The sequence below is a fragment of the Paenimyroides tangerinum genome (genome assembly GCF_003865405.1).
GTDB lineage: Bacteria > Bacteroidota > Bacteroidia > Flavobacteriales > Flavobacteriaceae > Flavobacterium > Flavobacterium tangerinum.
Genome location: NZ_RQVQ01000018.1, coordinates 42,480 through 65,311, shown reverse-complemented (window position 1 = coordinate 65,311; position 22,832 = coordinate 42,480). Strand labels below are relative to the sequence as shown.

Below are 22,832 nucleotides of genomic sequence, written 5' to 3'. Positions count from 1 at the left end.
AATTATGAGTGAAGAAATTTTAAATGAAGATGATGCTAGAATCAAAGAAAAGTTAGAGCAAAAATCTTGGAATGAAATAAAATCAAACGATTCTTGGGCAATTTTTAAAATTATGTCTGAGTTTGTAAACGGATATGAAAAAATGGGACGAATTGGTCCTTGTGTTTCGATATTTGGTTCGGCAAGAACAAAAACAGATGACCCATTTTATAAATTAGCAGAAGAAGTTGCTTTCAAAATCAGTAAAGCTGGTTACGGTGTAATTACTGGTGGTGGACCTGGAATTATGGAAGCAGGAAATAAAGGAGCACATTTAGGTGGTGGAATTTCGGTTGGTTTAAATATTGAATTGCCTTTTGAACAGCATTTCAATCCGTATATCGATCACGACAAAAACGTACAATTCGATTACTTCTTTGTAAGAAAAGTAATGTTTGTAAAATATTCTCAAGGATTTGTTGTAATGCCGGGTGGTTTTGGAACTTTAGATGAATTGTTTGAAGCAATTACCTTAATCCAAACAAAGAAAATTGGTAAGTTCCCAATTATTTTAGTCGGAACAGATTTTTGGAGCGGTTTGATTGATTGGGTGAAAAACGTTTTATTAGAAAAATACAAAAATGTTTCACCTGACGATATGAATCTTATTAAAATCGTTGATACAGCAGATGAAGTGGTTGAAGTTTTAGATACTTTCTATAAGAAATACAATTTAAAACCAAACTTCTAAAATATATATTAAAACAAAAAAATCCGATTGAGAATTACTTCAATCGGATTTTTTATGAATATAAGTGTTTTAATTATTTCGTAAACAATAATTCTCTGTATTTAGTCAAAGTCCAAAGTTCATTATCAACTTCTAACTCTAATTTATCAGCGTGGTAACGGATTACATCAAAATAAGGTTTCACATTATCGCAATAAGCGTGAGCCATTTCTTCGATTGAAGATAAAGAATTTGCTTTTTTACGTTCATCAATCATTGCGTGAACATTTGCATTGATTCCTTCGATATGTCCAGAAATTTTCTTGATGATAATGATTTGTTCTTTAGCAACTTCTTCAAAACTATCGCCAAAAATATCTTTTAATCCTTTAACGTTTTCAATCAATGTATTTTGATATTTAATCGCTGTAGGAATTACGTGATTTCTAGCAATATCACCTAAAACACGTCCTTCAATTTGAATTTTCTTGATGTACTCTTCTAATTCAATTTCGTAACGAGATTCAACTTCTGTGTGATTCATCACATTCATTTCTGTAAAAACATCAAATGCTTTTTGAGAAACTTTTGCTTTTAAAGCTCCAGGAGTCGTTTTGTGATTACTTAATCCACGTTTTGCAGCTTCCTGTTCCCAAGCGTCACTATATCCATCTCCTTCAAACAAGATTGCTTTTGTTTGTTTGATATATTCTCTCAATACATTGAAAATAGCTTCGTCTTTCTTTAAATCTTTTTGTTCGATTAATGTATCAACTTCAATTTTGAAATCTTTTAATTGTTTTGCAACAATCGTATTCAAGGTTGTCATTGAAACAGCACAGTTTGCAGTAGAACCAACCGCACGGAATTCGAATTTGTTTCCTGTAAATGCAAATGGAGATGTTCTGTTACGGTCTGTATTATCTAATAATAAATCAGGAATTTTTCCTACAACGTTTAATTTTAAATCTGTTTTTTCCTCTGGAGATAATTTTCCTTGAGAAACACCTTCTAATTCTTCAAGAACTTTAGTCAATTGTTGACCAATGAAAATTGAAATAATAGCCGGAGGTGCTTCGTTAGCTCCTAAACGGTGGTCGTTAGATGCCGATGCGATTGAAGCTCTTAATAATTCTTCGTAAGTAAATACAGCTTTGATTGTATTTATGAAGAATGTTAAAAATTGTAAGTTACTATTTGGAGTTTTCCCTGGAGCTAATAAGTTAATTCCAGTATCTGTAGCTAATGACCAGTTATTATGTTTTCCAGAACCGTTTACTCCTTTGAAAGGTTTTTCGTGGAATAAAACTTTAAAATCATGACGTTCAGCAACTTTTTGCATCACATCCATTAATAGTGAATTGTGATCAACTGCTAAGTTTGTTTCTTCAAAAATTGGAGCTAACTCAAATTGATTTGGAGCAACTTCGTTATGACGTGTTTTAACAGGAATTCCTAATAACATACATTCGTTTTCTAAATCACGCATGTAATTTAAAACACGAGATGGAATTGAACCAAAATAATGATCTTCTAATTGTTGACCTTTTGCAGAAACATGACCTAATAAAGTTCTTCCAGTTTGAAGAATATCAGGACGAGAATTTGCTAAAGCGACATCAACTAAGAAATATTCTTGTTCCCAACCTAAAGTTGGAGTTATTTTTTTAACGTTTTTATCAAAATATTTAGCTACTTCAGTTGCAGCATGATCGATAGCTGTTAACGCTCTTAATAAAGGTGTTTTGTTATCTAAAGCTTCACCAGTATAAGAAACAAAAACTGTTGGAATACATAAAGTAGTTCCATAAATAAAAGCTGGAGAAGTTGGATCCCAAGCTGTATATCCACGAGCTTCGAATGTATTTCTAATTCCACCATTTGGGAAAGAAGAAGCATCTGGTTCTTGCTGTACTAATTGAGTACCGCCAAATTTTTCAACTGGATCAGATCCGTCAAAAGAAGTTTCAAAAAATGCGTCATGCTTTTCAGCTGTAGTTCCAGTTAATGGTTGAAACCAGTGTGTATAATGTGTTACTCCTTTTGTAAGAGCCCATTCTTTCATACCTAAAGCAATATAATCAGCTAATTTACGGTCAATTTTTGTTCCGTGATCCATAGCAGATTTTACAGCTTTATAAGCTTCTGAAGTTAAAAACTGGCGCATTGCTTTATCATTAAAAACATTGCTTCCGAAAATAATAGATTTTTTATCCAATTCTTCAACATGAACTGGCTTTCTTGAACTAGCTGCTTTTAAAGCTTCAAAACGAATTGACGACATTTTTTTAAGTGTTTTAAGTTTTACTTCCTTAATTATGGCTCAAAAGTAATAAAAAAAATCAAAAACATAACAAGACCCCTGTTTTTTTTGCGTTTATTTTCAAAAACAGATTGATTACACACAATCACCCCCTCAAATTTACAATTACTTAAATTTAAATATACTTTTAAATTTATTTTTTAGGTTGAAAATGAAGTAAAAATAAATTAAATTTGTGTTCAAATATAAAAAATGGAAAACATCTACTATAAAGGACAAGTTCTTTGGTCTCAAATAGACGCAAACGGACATTTAAGACATTCTGCTTATTCGGATTTATGTACGCAAGCAAGAAGCAATATGATGAAACAGGTAGGTTTTTCAATGCAAGAATTTGCGAAACATAAAATTGGTCCTATTTTATTCAAAGAAGAAACTATTTATTTCAAAGAAGTTCGAATGGATGAAGAAGTGTATGTAAAAGTTTTAATGACTAAATTTAATGACGAGAATCATCGTTTTTCGATTACACACGAATTGTACAATAGTAAAGATGTGAAATGTGCTGTTGTAAATGTTGATGGTGCTTGGATGAATTTAGCTGAAAGAAAACTTACTTTAATTCCAAATGAATTGGTCGGTTTGATAGAATTTATACCAAAATCTGAAAATTTTAATGCTGAATAAAATCCGACCTTAAATAAGTTGGATTTTATTTTTTAAGTTTAATTTCAATATTGTTATTCACACTTAAAAGTTCAGATATAAATTGTTCCTGATGTTTAGGTGAAATCATAATGCTATCATATTTACCATAAAACAATTCTAGTCGTTTTATTGACATTGCAGGGGAGTTGATTATATTTATAACTTCATCTATTTTTCTAATCCTATTTATTGGAAGTTCTTCACGAAAAAAGAAGCTTGATTTAATATAAAGAACTTCATTTTTGATTTGATAATATGTTTGATTGATAACATAAATGATAAATACAATCGGACTAAACATTAAAATCAATAAGAAAAAATGAAAGCCTTCGGTGATGAGAATATATAAATTAAACAAGCACATTAGAAGTAAAATGATTTTCATTTCAATTCCAACTCTAGATTTGTATGTATTCATGATAACTAGAAATCGCTTTTTAAATTTATATAATTCCTTTATCAATCATTTCTTGCATAACTGGAGAAACATTTTTAAATGTTGGTTCTTGTTCAACTATAGAGCCTGCATTTTTTTTATTTACTTTGAAAGTATAATCTTTTTCAATTGTAAATAATAATACAGTCAAAAACGGATTTTTAATATAAGAACTTATTATTTCAAACGTTTCATCAATAGAATGAAAACTTTCAATTTCTTCCGTTTTATATCTAGTAAGTAAAGCAAAATTATACGTATTGTTTTCTAAGATATTTAGCTTGATATATACGTTTTTAATTTCAGTATCACCAATAGTTTTTGCAAGTGTTAGTTTTGCAAATTTTCCTTCAGTGATACTTTTTTTAACAAGTTCATAAAACTCATTGAATATAGGTTGATATAACATTTGTTATTTTTGTATTGTGATTATTTATTTTTTTAAACAAGGAATTTCTTCGATAAAAAAGAAAGCTGGTTTAGATTCTGTTTTTGAGTTTTCTGATATTAACTTATCTGTTATGTTATAATATTCTTTTCCTGTAGAAAAATTTACTGTTAATAACGACATTTTTGAAGCTAAAAGTTTTTCTAAATCTTGAGTTTCAATTCTGAAATAAGTATTTAAAATTCTAAGGTTGTTTTGTTGAACTTCATCAAAAACAAGTGTTGCACAAACGTCATTGTCATAAATTTTCAAGTTTACAAAATCTGCATTTATTAAATCGATACGAATTTCAGAATCAGCGTTAAAACAACGATTGATTGTGAAATCTTTACTTTTTTCTAGCCATTGAAATTGTAAAACATTTTCGTCTCCGCTTCGAATTAATGAGAAAAATAAACTTTCGTTTTTTTCGTTGAAATTTTTCTCGAAAATTAATTTGTCATTCAATTTGATTAAATCAACTGAATCGTTTTTGACTTCATAATCAATAGAACAGTTTTTTTTCTGAGCTTGAACAGAACTGATAAATCCGATTATAAGAATTAGTAAAATTTTCTTCATATTTTATTACAAATAAGTACTATTTTTTCATTTTGAAAATTAGTTGTAAAGAAAGCAAATTTTGAGCCACCATCTTTGATTTTCCATTTTTTTCTTAATTCTTCGACCGAAATTGGAAAATTACGAATTGTGATATTATATTTTTGATTTTCAAAAACAGCTTTCATTTCCTTTTTTTGATACGGAATTATGGATTCAATTTTAAACCTTCTTCCAGGGAAATCAATTAAATCATCATTTGTGTAAAGATGGGAATGCTGATGCAATTTTCCTAAATTGAAATCATTGGCGATTTTATTAAAATTTCCAGTTTTCATAACTGAAGAAAATGGTTCATACAAATAGTTTTTAGGTTGGCTAAAATCACAGAAAGAATCATCTTCTAAAGTTGTTTTGTAAATTTTGTAATCTTCTGTTTTATTTATATTTACAGCTTCTAATTCAATCTTTTGTTTAAATCCTTTTTCTAAAATCCATAATAATTCTTTAACTTCATTTTCTAAGCTGATGATGTAGATTTTCTTTACAAATTCTAATTCATTGATTCCAGCAGAAATATCTAAAATAGGAGCAGACTTTATTAAAATTTGATTTGAATATTTAAAATATTCTTCTAAATTTTCAGGAACATTTGGCGTGCAATCTTTTAATAAAAAAACTTTTTGTTTAGAATCGCTTCTTCTTGCTGGGTCAATATAAATCCAGTCAAAAGTTTGATTTAAATTTTTTAGAATTTCTAATGAATCTCCTTTAAATGTTTTGATATTTTGCGATTGAAGAAATCTTGCATTTGATTTTACTATATCCGAAAGGTCTTCGTTAAATTCACAATGATAAACTTCTTTAAATTGTTTTGAGAAATAGTAAGCATCAATACCAAAACCACCAGTTAAATCAATTAATCTTTCGCCTGAAATCAAACTTGTTTTAAATTTTGCCAAAGGTTCAGATGAAGTTTGCTCAATAGATAAAACCGAAGGAAAAATGATATTTTCTGTTTCAAACCAAGTTGGTAATTTATATTGTGCTTTTTGTTTTGCGTGAATTTGATTGATTATAATCTTCCAATCATATTCTGGAAATGGATTCTTTTTTAAAGCTAATTTTTGAACATCAGTATTTAGATTTTCATTAATGAACTTTTGAATTTCTGGAAGAAGTATAAAAGATAAATCCATAATTTATGAATTTGCTAAAACAAAAGTATGACAAGCTACAACAGCAGCAGTTTCAGTTCTTAAACGGGTGTTTCCTAAAGCTACTGGTTTGAAATTTTTTGCGATTGCAGTTTCAATTTCTTTGGTTGAAAAATCCCCTTCTGGTCCAATTAATAAGGTGTATTTTTCATTCAAAGGAATGTTTTTATGTAAATCATTTTTGATAGTATCTTCACAATGCGCAATAAATAAATTTCCGTCATTAGAAAGATTCATAAATTCTTTGAACGTCATTGGTTCATTAAGCTTAGGTAAATAAAACTGATTTGATTGCTTCATTGCCGATTGAATGATTTTTTCAAAACGATCGGTTTTAATAATCTTTCGTTCAGAATGATCGCAAATAATTGGTGTGATTTCTTGGATTCCAATTTCAGTAGCTTTTTCTAAAAACCATTCAAAACGATCGTTCATTTTGGTCGGTGCAACCGCTAAATGGATGTAAAAAGGAACCTCAGTTTGTTGTTGGAATTCAATTATTTTTACCGTACATTTTTTTTCAGAAGCTAGAATGATTTCTGTTTTGAATAAAAAACCTAAACCATTAGTAACATGTAAAATATCACCTTCTTTCTTACGTAAAACTTTAATTATATGTTTACTTTCTTCTTTGTCAAAAAAGTAAGTTTCAGTGTCGTTATTTATTTCTGGAGTGTAAAATAATTGCATAATTAAAACTCAATTCTTGCTTTAGAAACAGTTGAACTGTCGCTAAAATGATTTTCTAAAAATTTATGATAACCGACTATTCCAATCATGGCAGCATTGTCTGTTGTATATTCAAATTTTGGGATATAGGTTTTCCATCCATATTTTGATTCAGCTTCTTTTAAGGTTTGACGAATTCCTGAATTTGCAGAAACTCCACCACCAATAGCAATTTGTTTAATACCCGTTTCATTTACAGCCATTTTTAATTTATCCATCAAAATATTAATGATTGTAAACTGAACTGAAGCACAAATATCAGCCTTGTTTTCTTCAATAAAATTTGGATTTTCTGCCATGTTCTTTTGAATGAAATACATAATTTGCGTTTTTAATCCACTAAAACTGAAGTTCAAACCTGGAACTTTCGGTTTTGTAAATGCATAAGCTTTCGGATTACCTTCTTTTGCAAATTTATCAATTAATGGACCTCCAGGATATGGAAAACCTAGAATTTTAGCTGTTTTATCAAAAGCTTCACCAACTGCATCATCTGTTGTTTCTCCAAGGATTTCTAAATCAAAAAATGAATTTACCTTTACAATTTGCGTATGGCCGCCACTAATTGTCAAAGCTAAAAATGGAAAACTAGGTTTGTCAAAACCTTCTTCGTTAATAAAATGTGCTAAAATGTGAGCGTGCATGTGATTTACGGCGATTAACGGAATATCTAATGCCATTGATAATGATTTAGCAAAAGAACCGCCAACAAGTAACGAACCCATTAAACCTGGACCTTGCGTAAATGCAATTGCAGAAAGTTGTTCTTTGGTAATGTTTGCTTTTTTTAAGGCTACATCTATCGTCGGAACGATATTTTGCTGATGTGCTCTTGAAGCAAGTTCTGGAATTACACCGCCATATTGCTCATGAATATCTTGACGAGCAACTACATTTGAAATCACATTATTATCTTTTAAAACAGCGGCTCCTGTATCATCACAAGAGCTTTCGATAGCTAGAATATATATATCTTTATTTTTCATTTTTTAAAGAAAGTTTACTGTACTTTCATAGCAGAATTTATCTGAAATTCCATATTTTTGTTTATTCAAAAACTGAATTTCCGAAGCAAATTTAAAACAATTACAACTATCAAAAAATTTATTAAAATACTATTTCGAATTCTCTTGGTACTTTTGTTGCTAATTTTTGCTATATCAGTAGCTTTGACTACACCTGTGGTTCAAACTGCAATTGCTCAATATGCTTCAAAAAAGATAAACGAAGAGTTTAATATGAACACTTCAATTGGAATGGTTGCTCTCCGAATTGACGGAAATGTTATCCTTAAAAATGTTTCTGTTAAAGACGATCATGAAAATACACTTGGGAAAATTGGAAAACTGCATACAAATATCTTAGATTTTAATAAATTAATCAACGGGCAACTTTTTTTTGGTTCTACTAAAGTCGAAAAATTAGATTTTCATATTCATACTTACAAAGGCGATACAATCTCAAATCTTGATAAATTTATTGCTGTAATTGATGATGGAAAGCCTGGTTCTGGTAAGTTTTTAATGAAAATAAATCATATCGAAGTTGAAAATGGAAGCTTTAGTATAACTGATGATAATAATAAAAATCCGAAAACACTCGATTTTACTAATTTAAATGGATCTTTAGATAATCTATTAATCAAAGGACCAAATATTTCGGCTAATATCACAAAGCTAAATTTTGATGATCATCATGGTTTTCATGTTAAAGATTTAAAAACTGATTTTTCGATGACTAAAACATCGATGGATATTGCTAATTTAAATCTTGAAACAAAAGATTCTCAATTGAAAGGTTCGATCAAAATGAATTATGCAGAAGGTGATTTAAAATATTTCGTCGATAAAGTAAATCTTGATATTGATATTGAAAAATCCATTTTAGCTACAAATGAACTTCAAAATTTCTATAATGAATTTGGTAAAAACAAAAAACTATATCTAAAAACCAAATTAAAAGGAACGCTAAATAAATTTACTTTATCAAATACCAATTTAACTGATGATTTAAATTCTCAAATCCGTGGTTCATTTGATTTTACAAATCTTCTTGACAAAACAAAAGAATTTAAAATTTTTTCACAATTAGAGAGATTGTATATTTCTCGTGAAAATGCAGTTTCATTATTGCCAAATGTTTTAGGTAAATCACTTCCGACTCAATTATCAACACTTGGAATGATTGATTTAAATGGTTCAATACAATATTCGAATTTCACTTTAGATGCCGATTTTAATGCAATTTCTAATCTAGGAAAAGCAACAGCTATACTTTCGATGCAGCAATTGAATAAGCCAAAATTAGCAACATATTACGGTGAAATTAATTTAGATAATTTCAATATCGGAAACTTAATTTCACAATCAAATATTGGAGCTACAAGCTTAAACCTAATCGTTGACGGAAAAGGTTTTGATGCTGAAAGTTTGGATACGAACGTAAGTGGTGCAATTCATTCTTTCGTTTTTAATAATTATAATTTTAAAGATATTGAAATTGACGGTAACTTAAAATGGCCGCAATATCAAGGTTCGTTAATAAGTAAAGATGTAAATGCTTTAATAGATTTTGACGGAAATATTGATTTTAGTTCAAAAACAAAAGCTGTTGATTTCAAATTAGATGTTGAACACATCAATCTTCATGCATTAAAATTTGTAAAAGATTCAATTTCAGAATTCAAAGGAAATATTGTTTTAAATGCAACAGGGAATTCTATCGATGATTTTGCTGGAAGTCTTCATGTTGAAAATGCATTTTATCAAAACTCAGAAGAACAATTTTTCTTCGATAATTTCGAATTAAAATCATCTTTTGATGAAGAAGGAGTTCGAACTATTGAAATGAATTCCCCTGATATTCTTGATGGCTATGTACGTGGAAAATATCAATTAAAACAAGTAAAAGACATTATCGAAAATGCTTTAGGAAGTATTTACACAAATTATAAACCTAATAAATTGGCTGAAGGTCAGTTTATGGAATTCGATTTTGATATTAATAGTAAAATTATAGAAATATTTGTTCCTAATATTGAAATTAGTGAAAATACCAAGGTTCAGGGAAATATTAATGCTGATGACGGTGATTTTAAATTCAATTTAAATTCACCTTATGTAAAACTCGCTCAAAATTCTTTGAAAAAAATTGACGTTACTGTCGATAACAAGAATCCATTATTTAATACTTATATAACTATTGATTCCATTCAAATTCCGAATTACGATATAACTGAATTTAATTTTATCAATATTACACAGAACGATACTTTATTTGCTCGTACTGAGTTTAAAGGTGGAAAAGAAGCTAAAGATTATTACAATCTAAACTTGTATTACACAATTGATGAAGGAAATAAGTCAATTGTTGGTTTACAAAAATCAGAAGTGAATTTCAAGAATTCATTATGGTATTTGAATGAAGATGATGATGCATCAAATAGAATTGTTTTCAATAAAAAGTTAACAGATTTTAATGTTGAAGAAATCTCACTTTCTCATAACGAACAATTGGTACGTTTAAACGGAGTAATGCGTGATTCAACCTATAAAGATATAAATTTGACTTTTGATAAAGTTGATTTAGCAAAGGTTACTCCTGATTTAAATAATTTAAGTTTTGCAGGTTTAGTAAACGGAAACATATCATTTATCCAAGAAAATAAAATCTTTAAACCAACTTCACATTTAACCATAGATGATTTAACTGTGAATGATATTCTTTTAGGATTATTCAGTTTTGATGTTAAAGGAGATGAATCATTGCGTAATTTTAAAGTTAATTCAACTATCGAAAATGATGACATTGAAAGTTTCTTCCTAAATGGAAATATTAATGTTCAAAAGAATGCTAGTGTTTTAGATTTAGAAGCTGGTTTTGTCGATTTCAATTTAAAGTCAATTGCTCCGTTATTATCAAGTATTATGGCTGATGTTCGAGGCGATGCTTCTGGAAGAATTGCTGTTAAAGGCACGCATAAAAAACCAGCGATTGACGGACGTTTGTATTTAAAAAATTCGGGAATGCGCCCAGTTTTTACTGGTGTTGATTATTTGTTTGAAGAAAATACAACTTTAGATGTTACTGAATCAAAATTTATCTTACGAAATGCAAATATTATTGATTCAAAATACCAAACGAAAGGTATTGTAAATGGTACAATTGCGCATAAAGCTTTCCAAGATTGGAATTTGAATGTACGCTTAAGTTCTAATAATTTGTTAGCTTTAGATACTAAATATATTGAAGGAACTCCATATTATGGAACTGCATTTATTGATGGTTTCGCAACAATTGTTGGTCCTGCAGAAGCTTTACAAATCAAAATTGAAGCAAAATCTGAAAAAGGAACCAATATAAAAATTCCATTAGGTGATTCTGGCGGAGTTGGAGATAATAACTTTATACATTTCCTTTCTCCAGAAGAAAAACGTAATCGTGAATTGGGAATTGTAGAAACGAATAATGTCAATCAATTTGGTGGAATTCAATTAGATTTTGAATTTGAAATAACACCAGAAGCTGAGATTGAAGTTATTCTTGATCCTGCAACTGGTCATGCAATGAAAGGTAAAGGAGTAGGTTTTATAACCATGCAAATTAATACGTTGGGAAGTTTTAATATGTGGGGTGATTTCCAAGTTTATGAAGGTTATTATAACTATAAATATGGATTGGTAATTGATAAAAAGTTTACTGTTAAAAAATACGGTACAATTCGTTGGGATGGCGATCCATTAAACGCAGCTTTAGATTTAAGTGCCATTTATAAAACACAAGCAAATCCGGCAATTATAGTTGAAAACTCTGCAATTAATAGAAAAGTAGATACTGAGGTTGCCATTGTGTTGACAGGTAATCTTTCTAATCCGAATATTGATTTTGAGATTAATTTTCCAAATGTGAGTTCAACTATTAAGTCTGAATTAGAATATAAATTATCTGATAAAGATACTCGAGAAACTCAAGCATTTGCATTGTTAGCAACTGGTAGTTTTATTAGTGCAAGTTCTGATACATCTGTAGTTTATGGTAGTTTATTTGAACGTGCAAGTAGTTTATTTGATGATTTATTTTCTGATGAAGATAGTAAAGTTAAAATAGGGATGACCTATTCTCAAAGTGCACGTAATCCATTAGCAGATGATGATGCCGCTCGAGTAGGTGTAACGCTTCAAACTCAAATAAGTGATCGTGTTTTTGTAAATGGAAAACTTGGTGTTCCAGTTGGTGGAGCTGAAGATAATGTAATTATTGGTGATGTTGAAATTCAATTGTTGTTAAATGAAGACGGTACTTTACGTGGTCGAGTTTTCAATCGCGAGAATGATATTAATTATATTGGAGAAGGAATCGGATATACTCAAGGTGTTGGTATTACCTATGAAGTTGGTTTCGATACATTCAAAGAATTAATTCAAAAAATAATGATTCGTGCTGATAAACGTGCTAAAGAAAAAGCCATCGAGCAAAATAAAAAGAAAACGGATGAGCAAATTCCAGATGATGATTATGGAGTTGATTTCTTAAAGTTTCAAGAAAATAGGAGAGATGAACAAAGTGATAATGAAGAGCCACCAATAAATAAAGAAAAATAATGGAACATATATTCGAAGCTTTTCAAAATAGCTTCCAACCAGATGAAAAAGCAATTTTTATCGCCAATGTAAAAGATGAAAAAAATGAAGAAGGCGATTTAATGTTAACCAATAAAAGAATGGTTTTTTATCCTGCTAAACCAAAAGAAATTTATGATGTTTTGTTTATAAATATCGATTTAATTGATACAGTTACACGAACTGAAAAAGGTTTAATCGTATCGAGTGGTGATAAAAAAGGAACGTATGAAATCGAACATTTAAAAGAAGATTTTATTCAAAAATTAAAAGGATTGAATGCTAATATTCAACTATCATAATAATAAAGTCAGAACGAAAGTTCTGACTTTATTATTTCCGAAATATTTTATCCATCGATTTGCCTTTAGCTAGCTCATCTATTAATTTATCTAAATATCGAGCTTGTTTTGTTAAAGGTGTTTCAATATCTTCAATACGATAACCACATATAATGCCTTTAATTAAATGAGCATTCGTGTTTAAGTTTGCACGTTCAAAAAAAATCTGAAAATTAACTTTTTCATCAATTAATTGTTGAAGTGAGTTTTCATCAAAACCTGTTAACCATTCAATTACTTGATGTAATTCAGTTACCGTTCTACCCTTTGTTTCTATTTTTTTTAAATAATGAGGATATACTGAAGCAAATACCAACTTTGCTATTTTCGCATCATGTTCTTGTGTTGTTGTCATAAATAATATTTTTTTATGATATAATAGTTAATTATCAAATTTAATAATATCAACTAAAGAATTTTAATTTAATCGAAAGAATTTCACGAGGTTTAGTCTCGGGCTAATTGATTAAAATAAACTTTTCTTTAATACTTATTAAGAGGGTTTTAAGTATTAATATTACCTGAATTGTATTTGAAAACTAACTGTTTTTTTTGATATTTTGACACTTTAATTATAGTACACAACAAATAATTATTTAACTAATATAATACTTTTACATGCAGATTTAATATATCATTTCTCATTGGTGTTTTTTTAAATAAAAAAGCTGTCTAAATTAATAAACAGCTTTTCAGAGTAAATAAAAACGAATGCAGATTTCAACTCTTTTTCATAAGTTTTAATTGTTTATTTCACGTGTTAACCAGCCTTTTTTTCCTACTGTTAGAATAGAATAAGGTGTAATCCAAAATAGTGTAAACGTGTAAAAAATACTATAAGTATAAAACCATAATGATTCTAAGAAATTATATCTTTTTGAATATAAAATCACTTGAACAGTAGAGAAAATGAAAATTCCAAAAAAAGTTGAACTTAAAAATAAGATCGGATTAGAAATGATTAAATAGAACATTAATAATGTAAATGGAATTGACAGAATCACTTTGATCCATTGATTGATTAGTAAAAATCGCGCATCAAATTTTTGTTCTTTTCTGAAATTTGAAAATGCAAATTTTGTCATTTCAATATTTTCTCTCACATTACTTCTTTCCCAACGGATAAACATTTTGTTCAATTGTTGATAGCTTTCTGGACTATTGGTATAAACAAAAGAATTTTTTTGAAAAAGTACGTGTAAACCTTGTTTTAAAATCATGTTTGTTAAGGCACGATCTTCTCCAATGTCAGATGATTTTCCCATAAATGTTTGATTGATCCAATCTTCTAAACAATTTAGAACAGCACTTCTTTTATATGCGGCTAAAGCTCCAGGCGTGCAAAGTACCGATCCCGAAACGCTCTGTGCAGATCGAATAAATTCAAAACTAAAAACAAAGGTTACGTTTAACATCTTTGGTATCAATCCTTGTTTCTTGTTCAATACACGAACATTTCCACCAACAGCTCCACAGTTTTTATTTGTAACAAAAGGTGAAACTAAATTTCTTAAAGTATCTTGCTTTACAATCGAATCACTATCAACTGTCACAAAAACATCACCTGTTCCAGTTGTGAAACCATGGTAAAGTGCATGTCGTTTTCCCATATTTTTGGGTTGTTGAAAAATTTCAATACGATTTCCTAATTCTTTTTTAGCTTCAAGCATCCATTTCCAAGTATCATCTTTTGAACCATCGTCAATGGCCTTGATTTGAAGCTTTTCTTTTGGATAATCGTTTGCAACCAAACTTCTTAATGTGTCTAATACTAGTTTTCCTTCATTATAAGCTGGAACAATTACTGTACAAGTTGGTAATTCAGAATCAGAAACCGATTCTATAGCTTTGTATTTTGAAAATTTATAAATGATATAAAAAATAAAAATGATTTGATATATCAATAATAAATAAGATAAACCAAGTAAGAGTTGCCCCCAAATAGTTTTAGTTCTAGATAGATGTAACTCCTCAAAATCGTGCTGTAAATAGTAAATCAAAAAGAGACTAACTAAGATTGTGAAGGCTGTAATCGAAAAAACAAAATAATCTTTCGATCTAAAATTGCTTCTATCTATTTTTGAAAATAATGAAGCATTAAATTTACTTGACAGTTTTGAGCTTTCCGATTTAGAACTTTCATTGTAATGAACATTTTCTAACATTTGAAATATATTTTGATAAGATTGACTAATTTGTGAGTTTTTCTCACTTATCAAATTTCAAAAGTTGTTCCTTATTTTAAGTTGTTGTTTTATAAGGTGTTGTGTTTTTTAACATTTGTAGAATTGTGTTGCGATTGTCATCAAAACGAGTAATTTTTAGGGGAATTGATAAAAAAACTCTTTATTAATGAAGTTCAGAACGTCATGAATAAAGAGTTTTTTAAATTTAAATTAGATTGATTTTGCGTCATATTCGCTTTCGTTTCCTAAGCGATCAATTGCACGAATCGCAACCGTATTTAGTTTTTTTCCGTTTTTGTAGTTTTCTATATTTGATGAATTTTGATGTGATTTTAAAATTTCCATTTCCCAATCATCTCCAAAACGTTTATATAAAACCCATTTGGTTACTATTTTTGGATTTTTTATAGACCAATCGACAGCTACACTTTCTTTATTTTTATTAATATTAATCGAAGGTTTATAAATGTATTCAGATTGTAACCAACCCGAAGCTGGAACTAAAGCTTTTTCTTTATAGACATTTTCTTTCAAATTTTTCATTAACGAAGGATTTTTAGTTAATCCAGCCATACTGTAATGAACAACTCCAGCACTTTCTGGAACAATTTCTTTCGTTAAATTGATTTGATTCGATATTTCAACTGATCGATCTTTTGCATTTACTTCAACTGTGTTTAATCCCGGCCATAAATGACGATTCTTAGTATTTTCGTCTTTCCACCATTTCAATAATTTAGCGAAACTTTGTCTTTTCGAATCAATTGGCCAATATAATTGCGGTGTAAAATAATCAATCCAACCGTTGTTTAACCAAAGTTTTGCATCTGCATAAAGTTCGTCATATTGAGATAAGCCAACAGTTCCTTCAGGATAACCTGATTTCCAAATTCCAAACGGACTAATTCCAAATTTCACATGTCTTTTTTCTGTTTTTATTTCTTTATAAATGCGTTCGATAAATACATTTACATTATGTCTTCTCCAATCTGCTTTTTTTAATAAACCACCAGAATTTATGTATTCATTCCAAGTTTTTTGATCAGGAAAATCTGCACCTCCATTGTAAGAAGCGTATGGATAAAAATAATCGTCAAAATGAACGCCATCAATGTCGTATCGTTTTACGATGTCAGTAACAACATTCGAAACGTGATCTTGAGTTTTTTTATTTGAAGGATCAAACCAATACATTCCATTTTTTAATCGAACAATTTCATTTGGCATTTTGTTTGGCATTGCTTCTTTTGTAACTTTTCCACCATTTGAATGATGTGCTCGATATGGATTTAACCAAACATGTAATTCCATTCCTCTTTTATGAGCTTCATCAATCCAAAATTGTAAAGGATCATAAAAAGGAGCTGGAGTTTTACCAATTTCTCCTGTTAAAAAATACGACCATGGTTCAAATTTACTTTGGTATAACGCATCTGCCGATGGACGAACTTGAAGAATCACAGCATTGAAATTCATTTCATCAAGCAGATCAAGTAATTTTATAGCTTCTGTTTTTTGTTCAAAAACAGTCAGATTTTTTTTTGAAGGCCAATTAATGTTAGCAACTGTAGCAATCCAAACTCCTCTAAATTCACGGTTTGTTTCTGGTAATTGAACTTTGTAATTAGAAAATTCTTCTACATTTAGTTCCTTTGGATTTCGAATGTAGTAATCGTGATCGCTAATTTTTTCTGAATCAAGTTTAATTTCGGTTTTCTGAACTGAACATGAAACTGCTGAAAGTACGATAATACCTAGTAAAGATGATATTTTAAATATATATGATTTCATTGCTAAAAATATCTTCAAAAATACTAAGTTACAAGCATTATATAAACTCTTTTTAAATTTTGTTTTGATTTTTTTTAATCTATTTCCTTTTCTTACTTTTGAAGTATATAAAAATTATTTATAATGTTTAGAAAAACAATCGTTTTATTTGTTGTAATTGCCTTTTGTAGTTGCAATAGTTCAAAAAAAGAAACTCCAAAAGTAGAGAATGATCAAATAATAGCTACTGAAACTAAGATTCTATATTCTGCAAATGAATTTGACTCTCTAATTAAAAATAATACTTCTGCCGTTTTAATCGATGTTAGAACAACTGAAGAATTTTCAAAAGGTCATTTAGAAAATGCATTAAATTTAGATTGGAAAGGTTCTGAATTTCAAACGCAATTAGAAGCAATTGATAAAAATCAGACTATTTTGGTTTATTGTTTAAGTGGTGGAAGAAGTAATCAAGCTGCAACTGCAATGCGAGAAAAAGGATATACAAATGTTTTAGAACTTAATGGTGGAATTATGGCATGGCGCGCTCAAAGTTTACCTGAAGTTGGAATCAAAAGTGATTCGAATGGAATGACTTTGGATACTTATAATAAATTAATCAATTCGGACAAATTGGTTTTGGTTGATTTTAATGCGGTTTGGTGTGCACCTTGTAAAAAAATGAAACCTTATATTGATAAAATCGAAAAAGATTATAAAGATCGTGTAATCGTTTTGAAAATTGATGTTGATGAAAATGCAAGTTTAGCTAAAACATTAAAAGTTTCTGGATTACCAGCTTTAAAGCTTTATAAAAAAGGAAATGTTGTTTGGGAACACACAGGTTTTATTGATGAAAAAGGTATTGTTGCTAAATTGAATAAATGAATAAAAAGTACTCAAAAACTATTTTTTTGAGTACTTTTTATTGTGTTGATTTTAATTCCATATAAGATGTTTTTTAGAAACTTATGTATATCAAAAAAGCAATAAATAACACAAATAACATCGCAATTCCTTCGTATCGGTTATTTTTAAAATTATCTCCCATTTTGCATGATTTAAATATTAATAATTTCTAAATTACAAATTATAACAAAGTATTTTATAATAAAAATGTTAAAATTTAAATTTATTATTATATTGTTTAATTTTTAAGAAATTAAAACATATTCAATAAAAATAAACCTCTTGTCTTGAGAAATAACTATTCTTAAAAAAAATTGTATTTCATTTTTACGAATTGTATATTTGGCAAGTCTATTTTTAAAAATAGATTAATCCTAATCAAGAATCTTAATATGAAATTTGGAATAATTAAAGAAGGAAAAATCCCTGCTGATAAACGTGTTGTCTTTTCGCCAAACGCATTACAAAAATTCAAAACAACATTTAACGAAGCTGAACTTTTTGTTGAATCGTCTGATATTAGAGTTTTTTCTGACGAAAGTTATAAAGAAGCTGGTTTTGAGATTTTAAGCGATATATCAAATTGCGATGTGCTTTTTGGAGTAAAAGAAGTTCCAGTTGAGCAATTAATTCCTAATAAAACATATTTTTTCTTTTCTCATACAATTAAGAAGCAACCTTATAATAAAAAATTATTGCAAGCTTGTATCGAAAAAAACATAACTTTAATTGATCATGAGACTTTAGTAGATAAAAATAATATCCGTTTGATTGGTTTTGGAAGATATGCTGGAATTGTTGGAGCTTATAATACAATGAGAGCCTTCGGTATCAAATACGAATTATTTAGTCTTGCAAAAGCAGAAAAGTTAGGTAGTAAACAAGATTTAATTGCACGTTTACAAAAACCTTTCATGCCACCACTAAAAATTGCTTTGACAGGAACAGGTAAAGTGGGAATGGGAGCAAAAGAATTACTTGATGATGTTGGATATAAACAAGTAGATATTCAATCGTTCTTGACTAAGGATTTTGATGAGCCTGTTTATGTTCAGTTGGATGTTGAAGATTATTACCGTCGTATTGATGGGAAACCTGCAACAAAAGATGATTTTATTGCAAATCCAAATGATTACGAATCTGATTTTGAGAAATTTTCTCAAGTTGCAGATATTGTTTTGGCTGGACATTTTTATAAAGATGGATCTCCAAAAATCCTAACTAAAGAAATGTTGAATGCGCCTTTGAATCAAGTTAAAGTAATCGGTGATATTTCTTGTGATATTTTAGGTCCAATTGATTCGACTTTGAGAAGTTCAACAATCGAAGAACCATTTTATGGATATTATGCACGTGAAGATAAAGAAGTTTCTTTGGATCATCCGGCTGCAATTACGGTTATGGCTGTTGATAATTTACCTTGTGAGCTTCCAAAAGATGCAAGTGAAGGATTTGGAGAAATGTTTTTAGAATCTGTAATTCCAGCTTTCTTTAATGGAGATAAAGATGAAATTCTGAAACGCGCAACAATTTGCACAAACGGTAAATTAACCGAACGTTTTTCTTATTTAGAAGATTATATAAAATAAATGATATCAAAAAAGCTCGAAGAAATTCGAGCTTTTTTATTCTATTTTCAGAAGAATACCTTTTCTTTTTACAATGTTTTTATAATCCCATTGAATTTCAATTGATTTTTCTAACCAACGATTTAAATCGGTTACTTTAATTTCTTCAAGTTTATTATAAAATATTGAAGCATCTTTGAATTTCTTGCCTTGAACATTTAATTCAGATTCATCAAAATCAATTCCACTCCAAAACATTAATCGAATTCCGTTTTTTTGTTTGCTAAATCCAACAATTGGATTACCGTCTAAAAACCAAACGGGGTGTTTATGCCAAATTTTAGATTCAGCCATTGTTAATACATTGCAAATAGTTTGCATAAGTAAAGCGCAAATTTTTTGATCGTTTTCAGTTTGCGTTAGAATGTAATTTTCAATTTCGAAATTCATTTATAAGAGTTTATTCATCATCTTCGTCTTCTTCATCAGTTTCAACTTGTTCATATTCATAAAAAGAGAATATTGAAGATCCGTATTTTCTGTTCGATGAAAAATGTTCTAAATGATCCATTTTTGTATGTGGCGAATGTTCTATAATAAGTAAACCTTGTTCATCTAATAAATCATTTTCAAAGATTAAAGTTACGATTCGTTCAAAATCTTCTTGACTCATATCATAAGGTGGATCAGCAAAAATAACATCAAACTTGGCTTTGCTACGTTCTAAGAATTTAAATACATCCGATTTGATAGCCGTGATATCCATATCAAATTCTTGAGCGGTTTTTTTAATAAATGCAACACAACCTAAATCGCCATCAACAGAAGTAATCGATGATGATCCGCGTGAAGCAAATTCATAACTGATGTTTCCTGTTCCTGAAAATAAATCTAAAACGTTTAATTCACTAAAATTAAATTGGTGATTTAAGATGTTAAATAAAGATTCTTTACTCAAATCTGTGGTTGGACGAACGGGTAATTTTTTTGGAGCCGTTATTCTTCGTCCTTTATATTTTCCTGAAATAATTCTCATGAATGTATTAAAATAAAATGGTTTTGTAAGTCGTTTGTTTGATTATCAAAAGAAATGGTTTTGACTTTTGCATCGCAGATGTTTACGTTTCGAATGTAATTGTAAACGATATCGAAATAAGAATCGTTTTTCTCAATTGTTCCAAATAATTGAATTGGTGTTTTCTCTGGATTTAATTTTAATTGCTCGTACGAAAATAAGATATAATATATAAAATCTTCAGGTGTTTGAATTTCAAAACTATTGAATAAAAGAAGATTTCCTTTTTGACTAATTACCAATTCAAAAAGGTCTTTGCTAATATGTGCGTGAACAATTACATCTTCTTGATTTTTGGTTTCGTTCAGAGCAAATTCTACCAAAGTAGTATTAATATGTTTGTAAGTAAACTCACCAAATTGGTCAATAAAAAAATTATTATAAGCTACATACGGTACATAAACATTTTTCATTTTCTGAAGTTCCAAATCATCATGAGTGAAAAAATCTGTAGCGAAAACTTTGGTATTATATTGAAGATAACTTCCTAAATTTTGTTCATCAAAATAGGCGTCTGGAACGAACGTATTCAAATTATTATCGTGCAAAACCAAAACATCATCATAAGTTATATGTAACATTTCATTTTGGTTGAAAATTGTTTCCAACTGATTTTCTAATGAAGCCAATGAATTGATTGGTAAACTTTTGAAATACGTAATTTCGTCAGTAACTTGATTTTTAACACAAAACGTAAAATTTTGTAACGAAACCTGAATGATTAATTTATTGTATTTGGTGTTTGTCATATTTTGATACGATTCAATTCAAAGCAAATTTACAATTATTTATCGATAATTTCTTAAATCAATGAAATACATCTTATCTTTGTTTTTACTTTTTGAAAGATATGACGCGAACTGAGTTTTACCGAATTTTAAAAGAACAATTTCCGTTCGAAACAACATTAAAACAGGATATATTTTTAGATAAAATAGCTGATTTTGTTACCAATGATAAACAAGATGAACTTTTTATTTTAAAAGGTTATGCAGGAACAGGTAAAACAACTTTACTATCTAATTTGGTAAATCAGCTAAAGCACGTTAATAAAAAATATGTGATGTTGGCTCCAACTGGTCGAGCTGCAAAAGTAATTTCTAATTATTCAAATCAACCTGCGTTCACAATTCATAAACGAATTTATTATCCCAAAAAAAATAAAACTACTGGAGTTGGTTTTACAATGCAAGCCAATAAGTTCAAAAATACCATTTTTATTGTCGATGAATCTTCAATGATTTCTGATATGGCAAACGAAACCAATATGTACACGCACGGTTCGTTACTTGACGATTTGATGTATTATGTATATTCTGGTGTAAATTGTAAAATGATTTTGGTAGGAGATACAGCACAGCTTCCGCCAGTTCATATGGAAATCAGTCCAGCTTTGGATATTGATAAAATGAGTTTGAATTTTAATATGAATGTTTCACATATCGAATTAGATGAAGTGATGCGTCAAGAATTAGATTCGGGAATTTTATATAATGCCACAAATTTACGAGAACTTTTAGATTCACATTTTTTTGATACATTTCAGTTTAATATCAAACCGTTTAAAGATATTGTTCGTCTTGAAGATGGTTATGAAATTTTAGATGCGATTCAAGATGCATATCAAAAAAACGGAACTGAAGAAACGGCATTTATTGTTCGTTCTAATAAAAGAGCAAATCAATACAATCAACAAATTCGATTGAGAATTTTAGATAACGAAAGCGAAATTTCTCCCGGAGATTATGTAATGGTTGTAAAGAATAATTATTTTTGGCTGAAAGACCAACAAACCACAACTGATTTTATTGCAAATGGTGATATTCTTGAAATTCAACAGATTTATAAAATCATTGAATTGTATGGTTTCCGATTTGCTTCCGTAAAAGTTCGAATGATTGATTATCCTGATTTAAAACCCTTTGATACGATTGTATTTTTAGATACTTTAAATTCAGAATCAGCATCTTTATCTTATGAAGAAACCAATCGTTTGTACCAAGAAGTTTTATTGGATTATCAAGATGAAATTTCACAATATAGAAAACTAAGTAAAGTAAAAGAAAACGAATATTTTAATGCATTACAAATCAAGTTCGCTTATGCAGTAACTTGTCATAAATCGCAAGGCGGACAATGGAACACGATTTTTATTGAACAACCTTATTTGCCAGATGGAATTTCAAAAGAATATATTCGTTGGTTATATACTGCGATGACTCGTGCTAAAGAAAAATTATATTTAATCGGATTTAAAGATGATTTTTTTGAGAATTGATTTTAATGATTTAAGGTTTAAAGATTCAAGGTTTAAA

At 29.0% G+C, this 22,832-nt stretch carries 20 protein-coding genes; 7 read left to right on the top strand and 13 right to left on the bottom strand.

Features of this window, described 5'->3' with window-relative positions; translation table 11 throughout:
• Positions 1 to 4 precede the first annotated feature (4 nt).
• Positions 5 to 730 (top strand): LOG family protein, encoded by a 726-nt coding sequence (locus tag EG240_RS09490; protein WP_125019158.1) that lies wholly within the window; start codon positions 5 to 7, stop codon positions 728 to 730.
• 73 nt (positions 731 to 803) lie between these two features.
• Here the strand turns inward: EG240_RS09490 and EG240_RS09485 are convergent, their stop codons facing one another.
• Positions 804 to 2,993 carry a glutamine synthetase III family protein gene (locus EG240_RS09485; RefSeq protein WP_125019157.1) on the bottom strand — a complete coding sequence of 730 codons (2,190 nt, stop codon included), beginning with the start codon at positions 2,991 to 2,993 and terminating at the stop codon, positions 804 to 806.
• A 231-nt stretch (positions 2,994 to 3,224) separates the two neighbouring features.
• Between EG240_RS09485 and EG240_RS09480 the strand changes: the two genes are divergently transcribed.
• Positions 3,225 to 3,659, top strand: a complete 435-nt coding sequence (locus EG240_RS09480) for an acyl-CoA thioesterase (protein ID WP_125019156.1) — start codon at positions 3,225 to 3,227, stop codon at positions 3,657 to 3,659.
• 25 nt (positions 3,660 to 3,684) lie between these two features.
• Here EG240_RS09480 and EG240_RS09475 read toward each other — a convergent pair whose 3' ends face one another.
• The 6 genes from EG240_RS09475 to tsaD are packed head-to-tail and all read right to left on the bottom strand — an operon-like array spanning position 3,685 to position 8,036.
• On the bottom strand, positions 3,685 to 4,098 hold the full coding sequence (locus tag EG240_RS09475) for a PH domain-containing protein (protein ID WP_125019155.1): 414 nt from the start codon (positions 4,096 to 4,098) through the stop codon (positions 3,685 to 3,687).
• Between the two features lie 25 nt (positions 4,099 to 4,123).
• Positions 4,124 to 4,525, bottom strand: coding sequence for a hypothetical protein (locus EG240_RS09470; RefSeq protein WP_125019154.1), 402 nt, complete (start codon positions 4,523 to 4,525; stop codon positions 4,124 to 4,126).
• A gap of 24 nt (positions 4,526 to 4,549) precedes the next feature.
• Positions 4,550 to 5,125, bottom strand: a complete 576-nt coding sequence (locus tag EG240_RS09465; protein WP_125019153.1) for a hypothetical protein — start codon at positions 5,123 to 5,125, stop codon at positions 4,550 to 4,552.
• The gene (locus tag EG240_RS09460; protein ID WP_125019152.1) at positions 5,122 to 6,303 is read right to left on the bottom strand and encodes a class I SAM-dependent methyltransferase; all 1,182 of its coding nucleotides are present in this window, start codon (positions 6,301 to 6,303) and stop codon (positions 5,122 to 5,124) included. The genes EG240_RS09465 and EG240_RS09460 overlap by 4 nt, the downstream gene beginning before the upstream one ends.
• 3 nt (positions 6,304 to 6,306) lie before the next feature.
• A complete protein-coding gene (locus EG240_RS09455; protein ID WP_125019151.1) occupies positions 6,307 to 7,011 on the bottom strand; it encodes a 16S rRNA (uracil(1498)-N(3))-methyltransferase in 705 nt (234 codons plus the stop codon).
• A gap of 2 nt (positions 7,012 to 7,013) precedes the next feature.
• Positions 7,014 to 8,036 carry a tRNA (adenosine(37)-N6)-threonylcarbamoyltransferase complex transferase subunit TsaD gene (gene tsaD, locus EG240_RS09450; protein ID WP_125019150.1) on the bottom strand — a complete coding sequence of 341 codons (1,023 nt, stop codon included), beginning with the start codon at positions 8,034 to 8,036 and terminating at the stop codon, positions 7,014 to 7,016.
• A gap of 153 nt (positions 8,037 to 8,189) precedes the next feature.
• On the opposite strand from tsaD, the gene EG240_RS09445 reads away from it, so the two are divergent.
• Positions 8,190 to 12,650, top strand: coding sequence for a translocation/assembly module TamB domain-containing protein (locus EG240_RS09445; protein ID WP_235830363.1), 4,461 nt, complete (start codon positions 8,190 to 8,192; stop codon positions 12,648 to 12,650).
• Positions 12,650 to 12,970, top strand: coding sequence for a hypothetical protein (locus EG240_RS09440; RefSeq protein WP_125019148.1), 321 nt, complete (start codon positions 12,650 to 12,652; stop codon positions 12,968 to 12,970). The genes EG240_RS09445 and EG240_RS09440 overlap by 1 nt, the downstream gene beginning before the upstream one ends.
• 31 nt (positions 12,971 to 13,001) lie before the next feature.
• Here EG240_RS09440 and EG240_RS09435 read toward each other — a convergent pair whose 3' ends face one another.
• From EG240_RS09435 to EG240_RS09425, 3 genes are all read right to left on the bottom strand, one after another.
• On the bottom strand, positions 13,002 to 13,364 hold the full coding sequence (locus tag EG240_RS09435) for a DUF2200 domain-containing protein (RefSeq protein ID WP_125019147.1): 363 nt from the start codon (positions 13,362 to 13,364) through the stop codon (positions 13,002 to 13,004).
• Positions 13,365 to 13,749: 385 nt separating this feature from the next.
• Entirely contained in the window at positions 13,750 to 15,174 is a 1,425-nt protein-coding gene (locus EG240_RS09430) for a glycosyltransferase (RefSeq protein WP_125019146.1), read from the bottom strand.
• Between the two features lie 231 nt (positions 15,175 to 15,405).
• Entirely contained in the window at positions 15,406 to 16,986 is a 1,581-nt protein-coding gene (locus EG240_RS09425) for a glycoside hydrolase family 10 protein (protein WP_125019145.1), read from the bottom strand.
• Between the two features lie 123 nt (positions 16,987 to 17,109).
• On the opposite strand from EG240_RS09425, the gene EG240_RS09420 reads away from it, so the two are divergent.
• Together EG240_RS09420 and EG240_RS09415 are read left to right on the top strand one after the other, a co-directional pair.
• Positions 17,110 to 17,853: a thioredoxin domain-containing protein gene (locus tag EG240_RS09420; protein WP_125019144.1), complete on the top strand. Its 744-nt coding sequence runs from the start codon at positions 17,110 to 17,112 to the stop codon at positions 17,851 to 17,853.
• A 413-nt stretch (positions 17,854 to 18,266) separates the two neighbouring features.
• Complete coding sequence (locus EG240_RS09415; RefSeq protein WP_125019143.1) at positions 18,267 to 19,463, top strand: NAD(P)-dependent oxidoreductase; 1,197 nt, start codon at positions 18,267 to 18,269, stop codon at positions 19,461 to 19,463.
• Positions 19,464 to 19,499: 36 nt separating this feature from the next.
• Here the strand turns inward: EG240_RS09415 and EG240_RS09410 are convergent, their stop codons facing one another.
• Genes EG240_RS09410 through EG240_RS09400 form a run of 3 tightly spaced genes read right to left on the bottom strand, consistent with a single transcriptional unit; the run spans position 19,500 to position 21,266 of the window.
• Complete coding sequence (locus EG240_RS09410) at positions 19,500 to 19,892, bottom strand: DUF1801 domain-containing protein (protein ID WP_125019142.1); 393 nt, start codon at positions 19,890 to 19,892, stop codon at positions 19,500 to 19,502.
• 10 nt (positions 19,893 to 19,902) lie between these two features.
• On the bottom strand, positions 19,903 to 20,478 hold the full coding sequence (rsmD, locus tag EG240_RS09405) for a 16S rRNA (guanine(966)-N(2))-methyltransferase RsmD (RefSeq protein ID WP_125019141.1): 576 nt from the start codon (positions 20,476 to 20,478) through the stop codon (positions 19,903 to 19,905).
• Positions 20,475 to 21,266, bottom strand: coding sequence for a DUF3822 family protein (locus EG240_RS09400; RefSeq protein WP_125019140.1), 792 nt, complete (start codon positions 21,264 to 21,266; stop codon positions 20,475 to 20,477). The genes rsmD and EG240_RS09400 overlap by 4 nt, the downstream gene beginning before the upstream one ends.
• Positions 21,267 to 21,367: 101 nt before the next feature.
• On the opposite strand from EG240_RS09400, the gene EG240_RS09395 reads away from it, so the two are divergent.
• Positions 21,368 to 22,795, top strand: a complete 1,428-nt coding sequence (locus EG240_RS09395) for an ATP-dependent DNA helicase (RefSeq protein WP_125019139.1) — start codon at positions 21,368 to 21,370, stop codon at positions 22,793 to 22,795.
• The last annotated feature ends 37 nt before the right edge of the window (positions 22,796 to 22,832 follow it).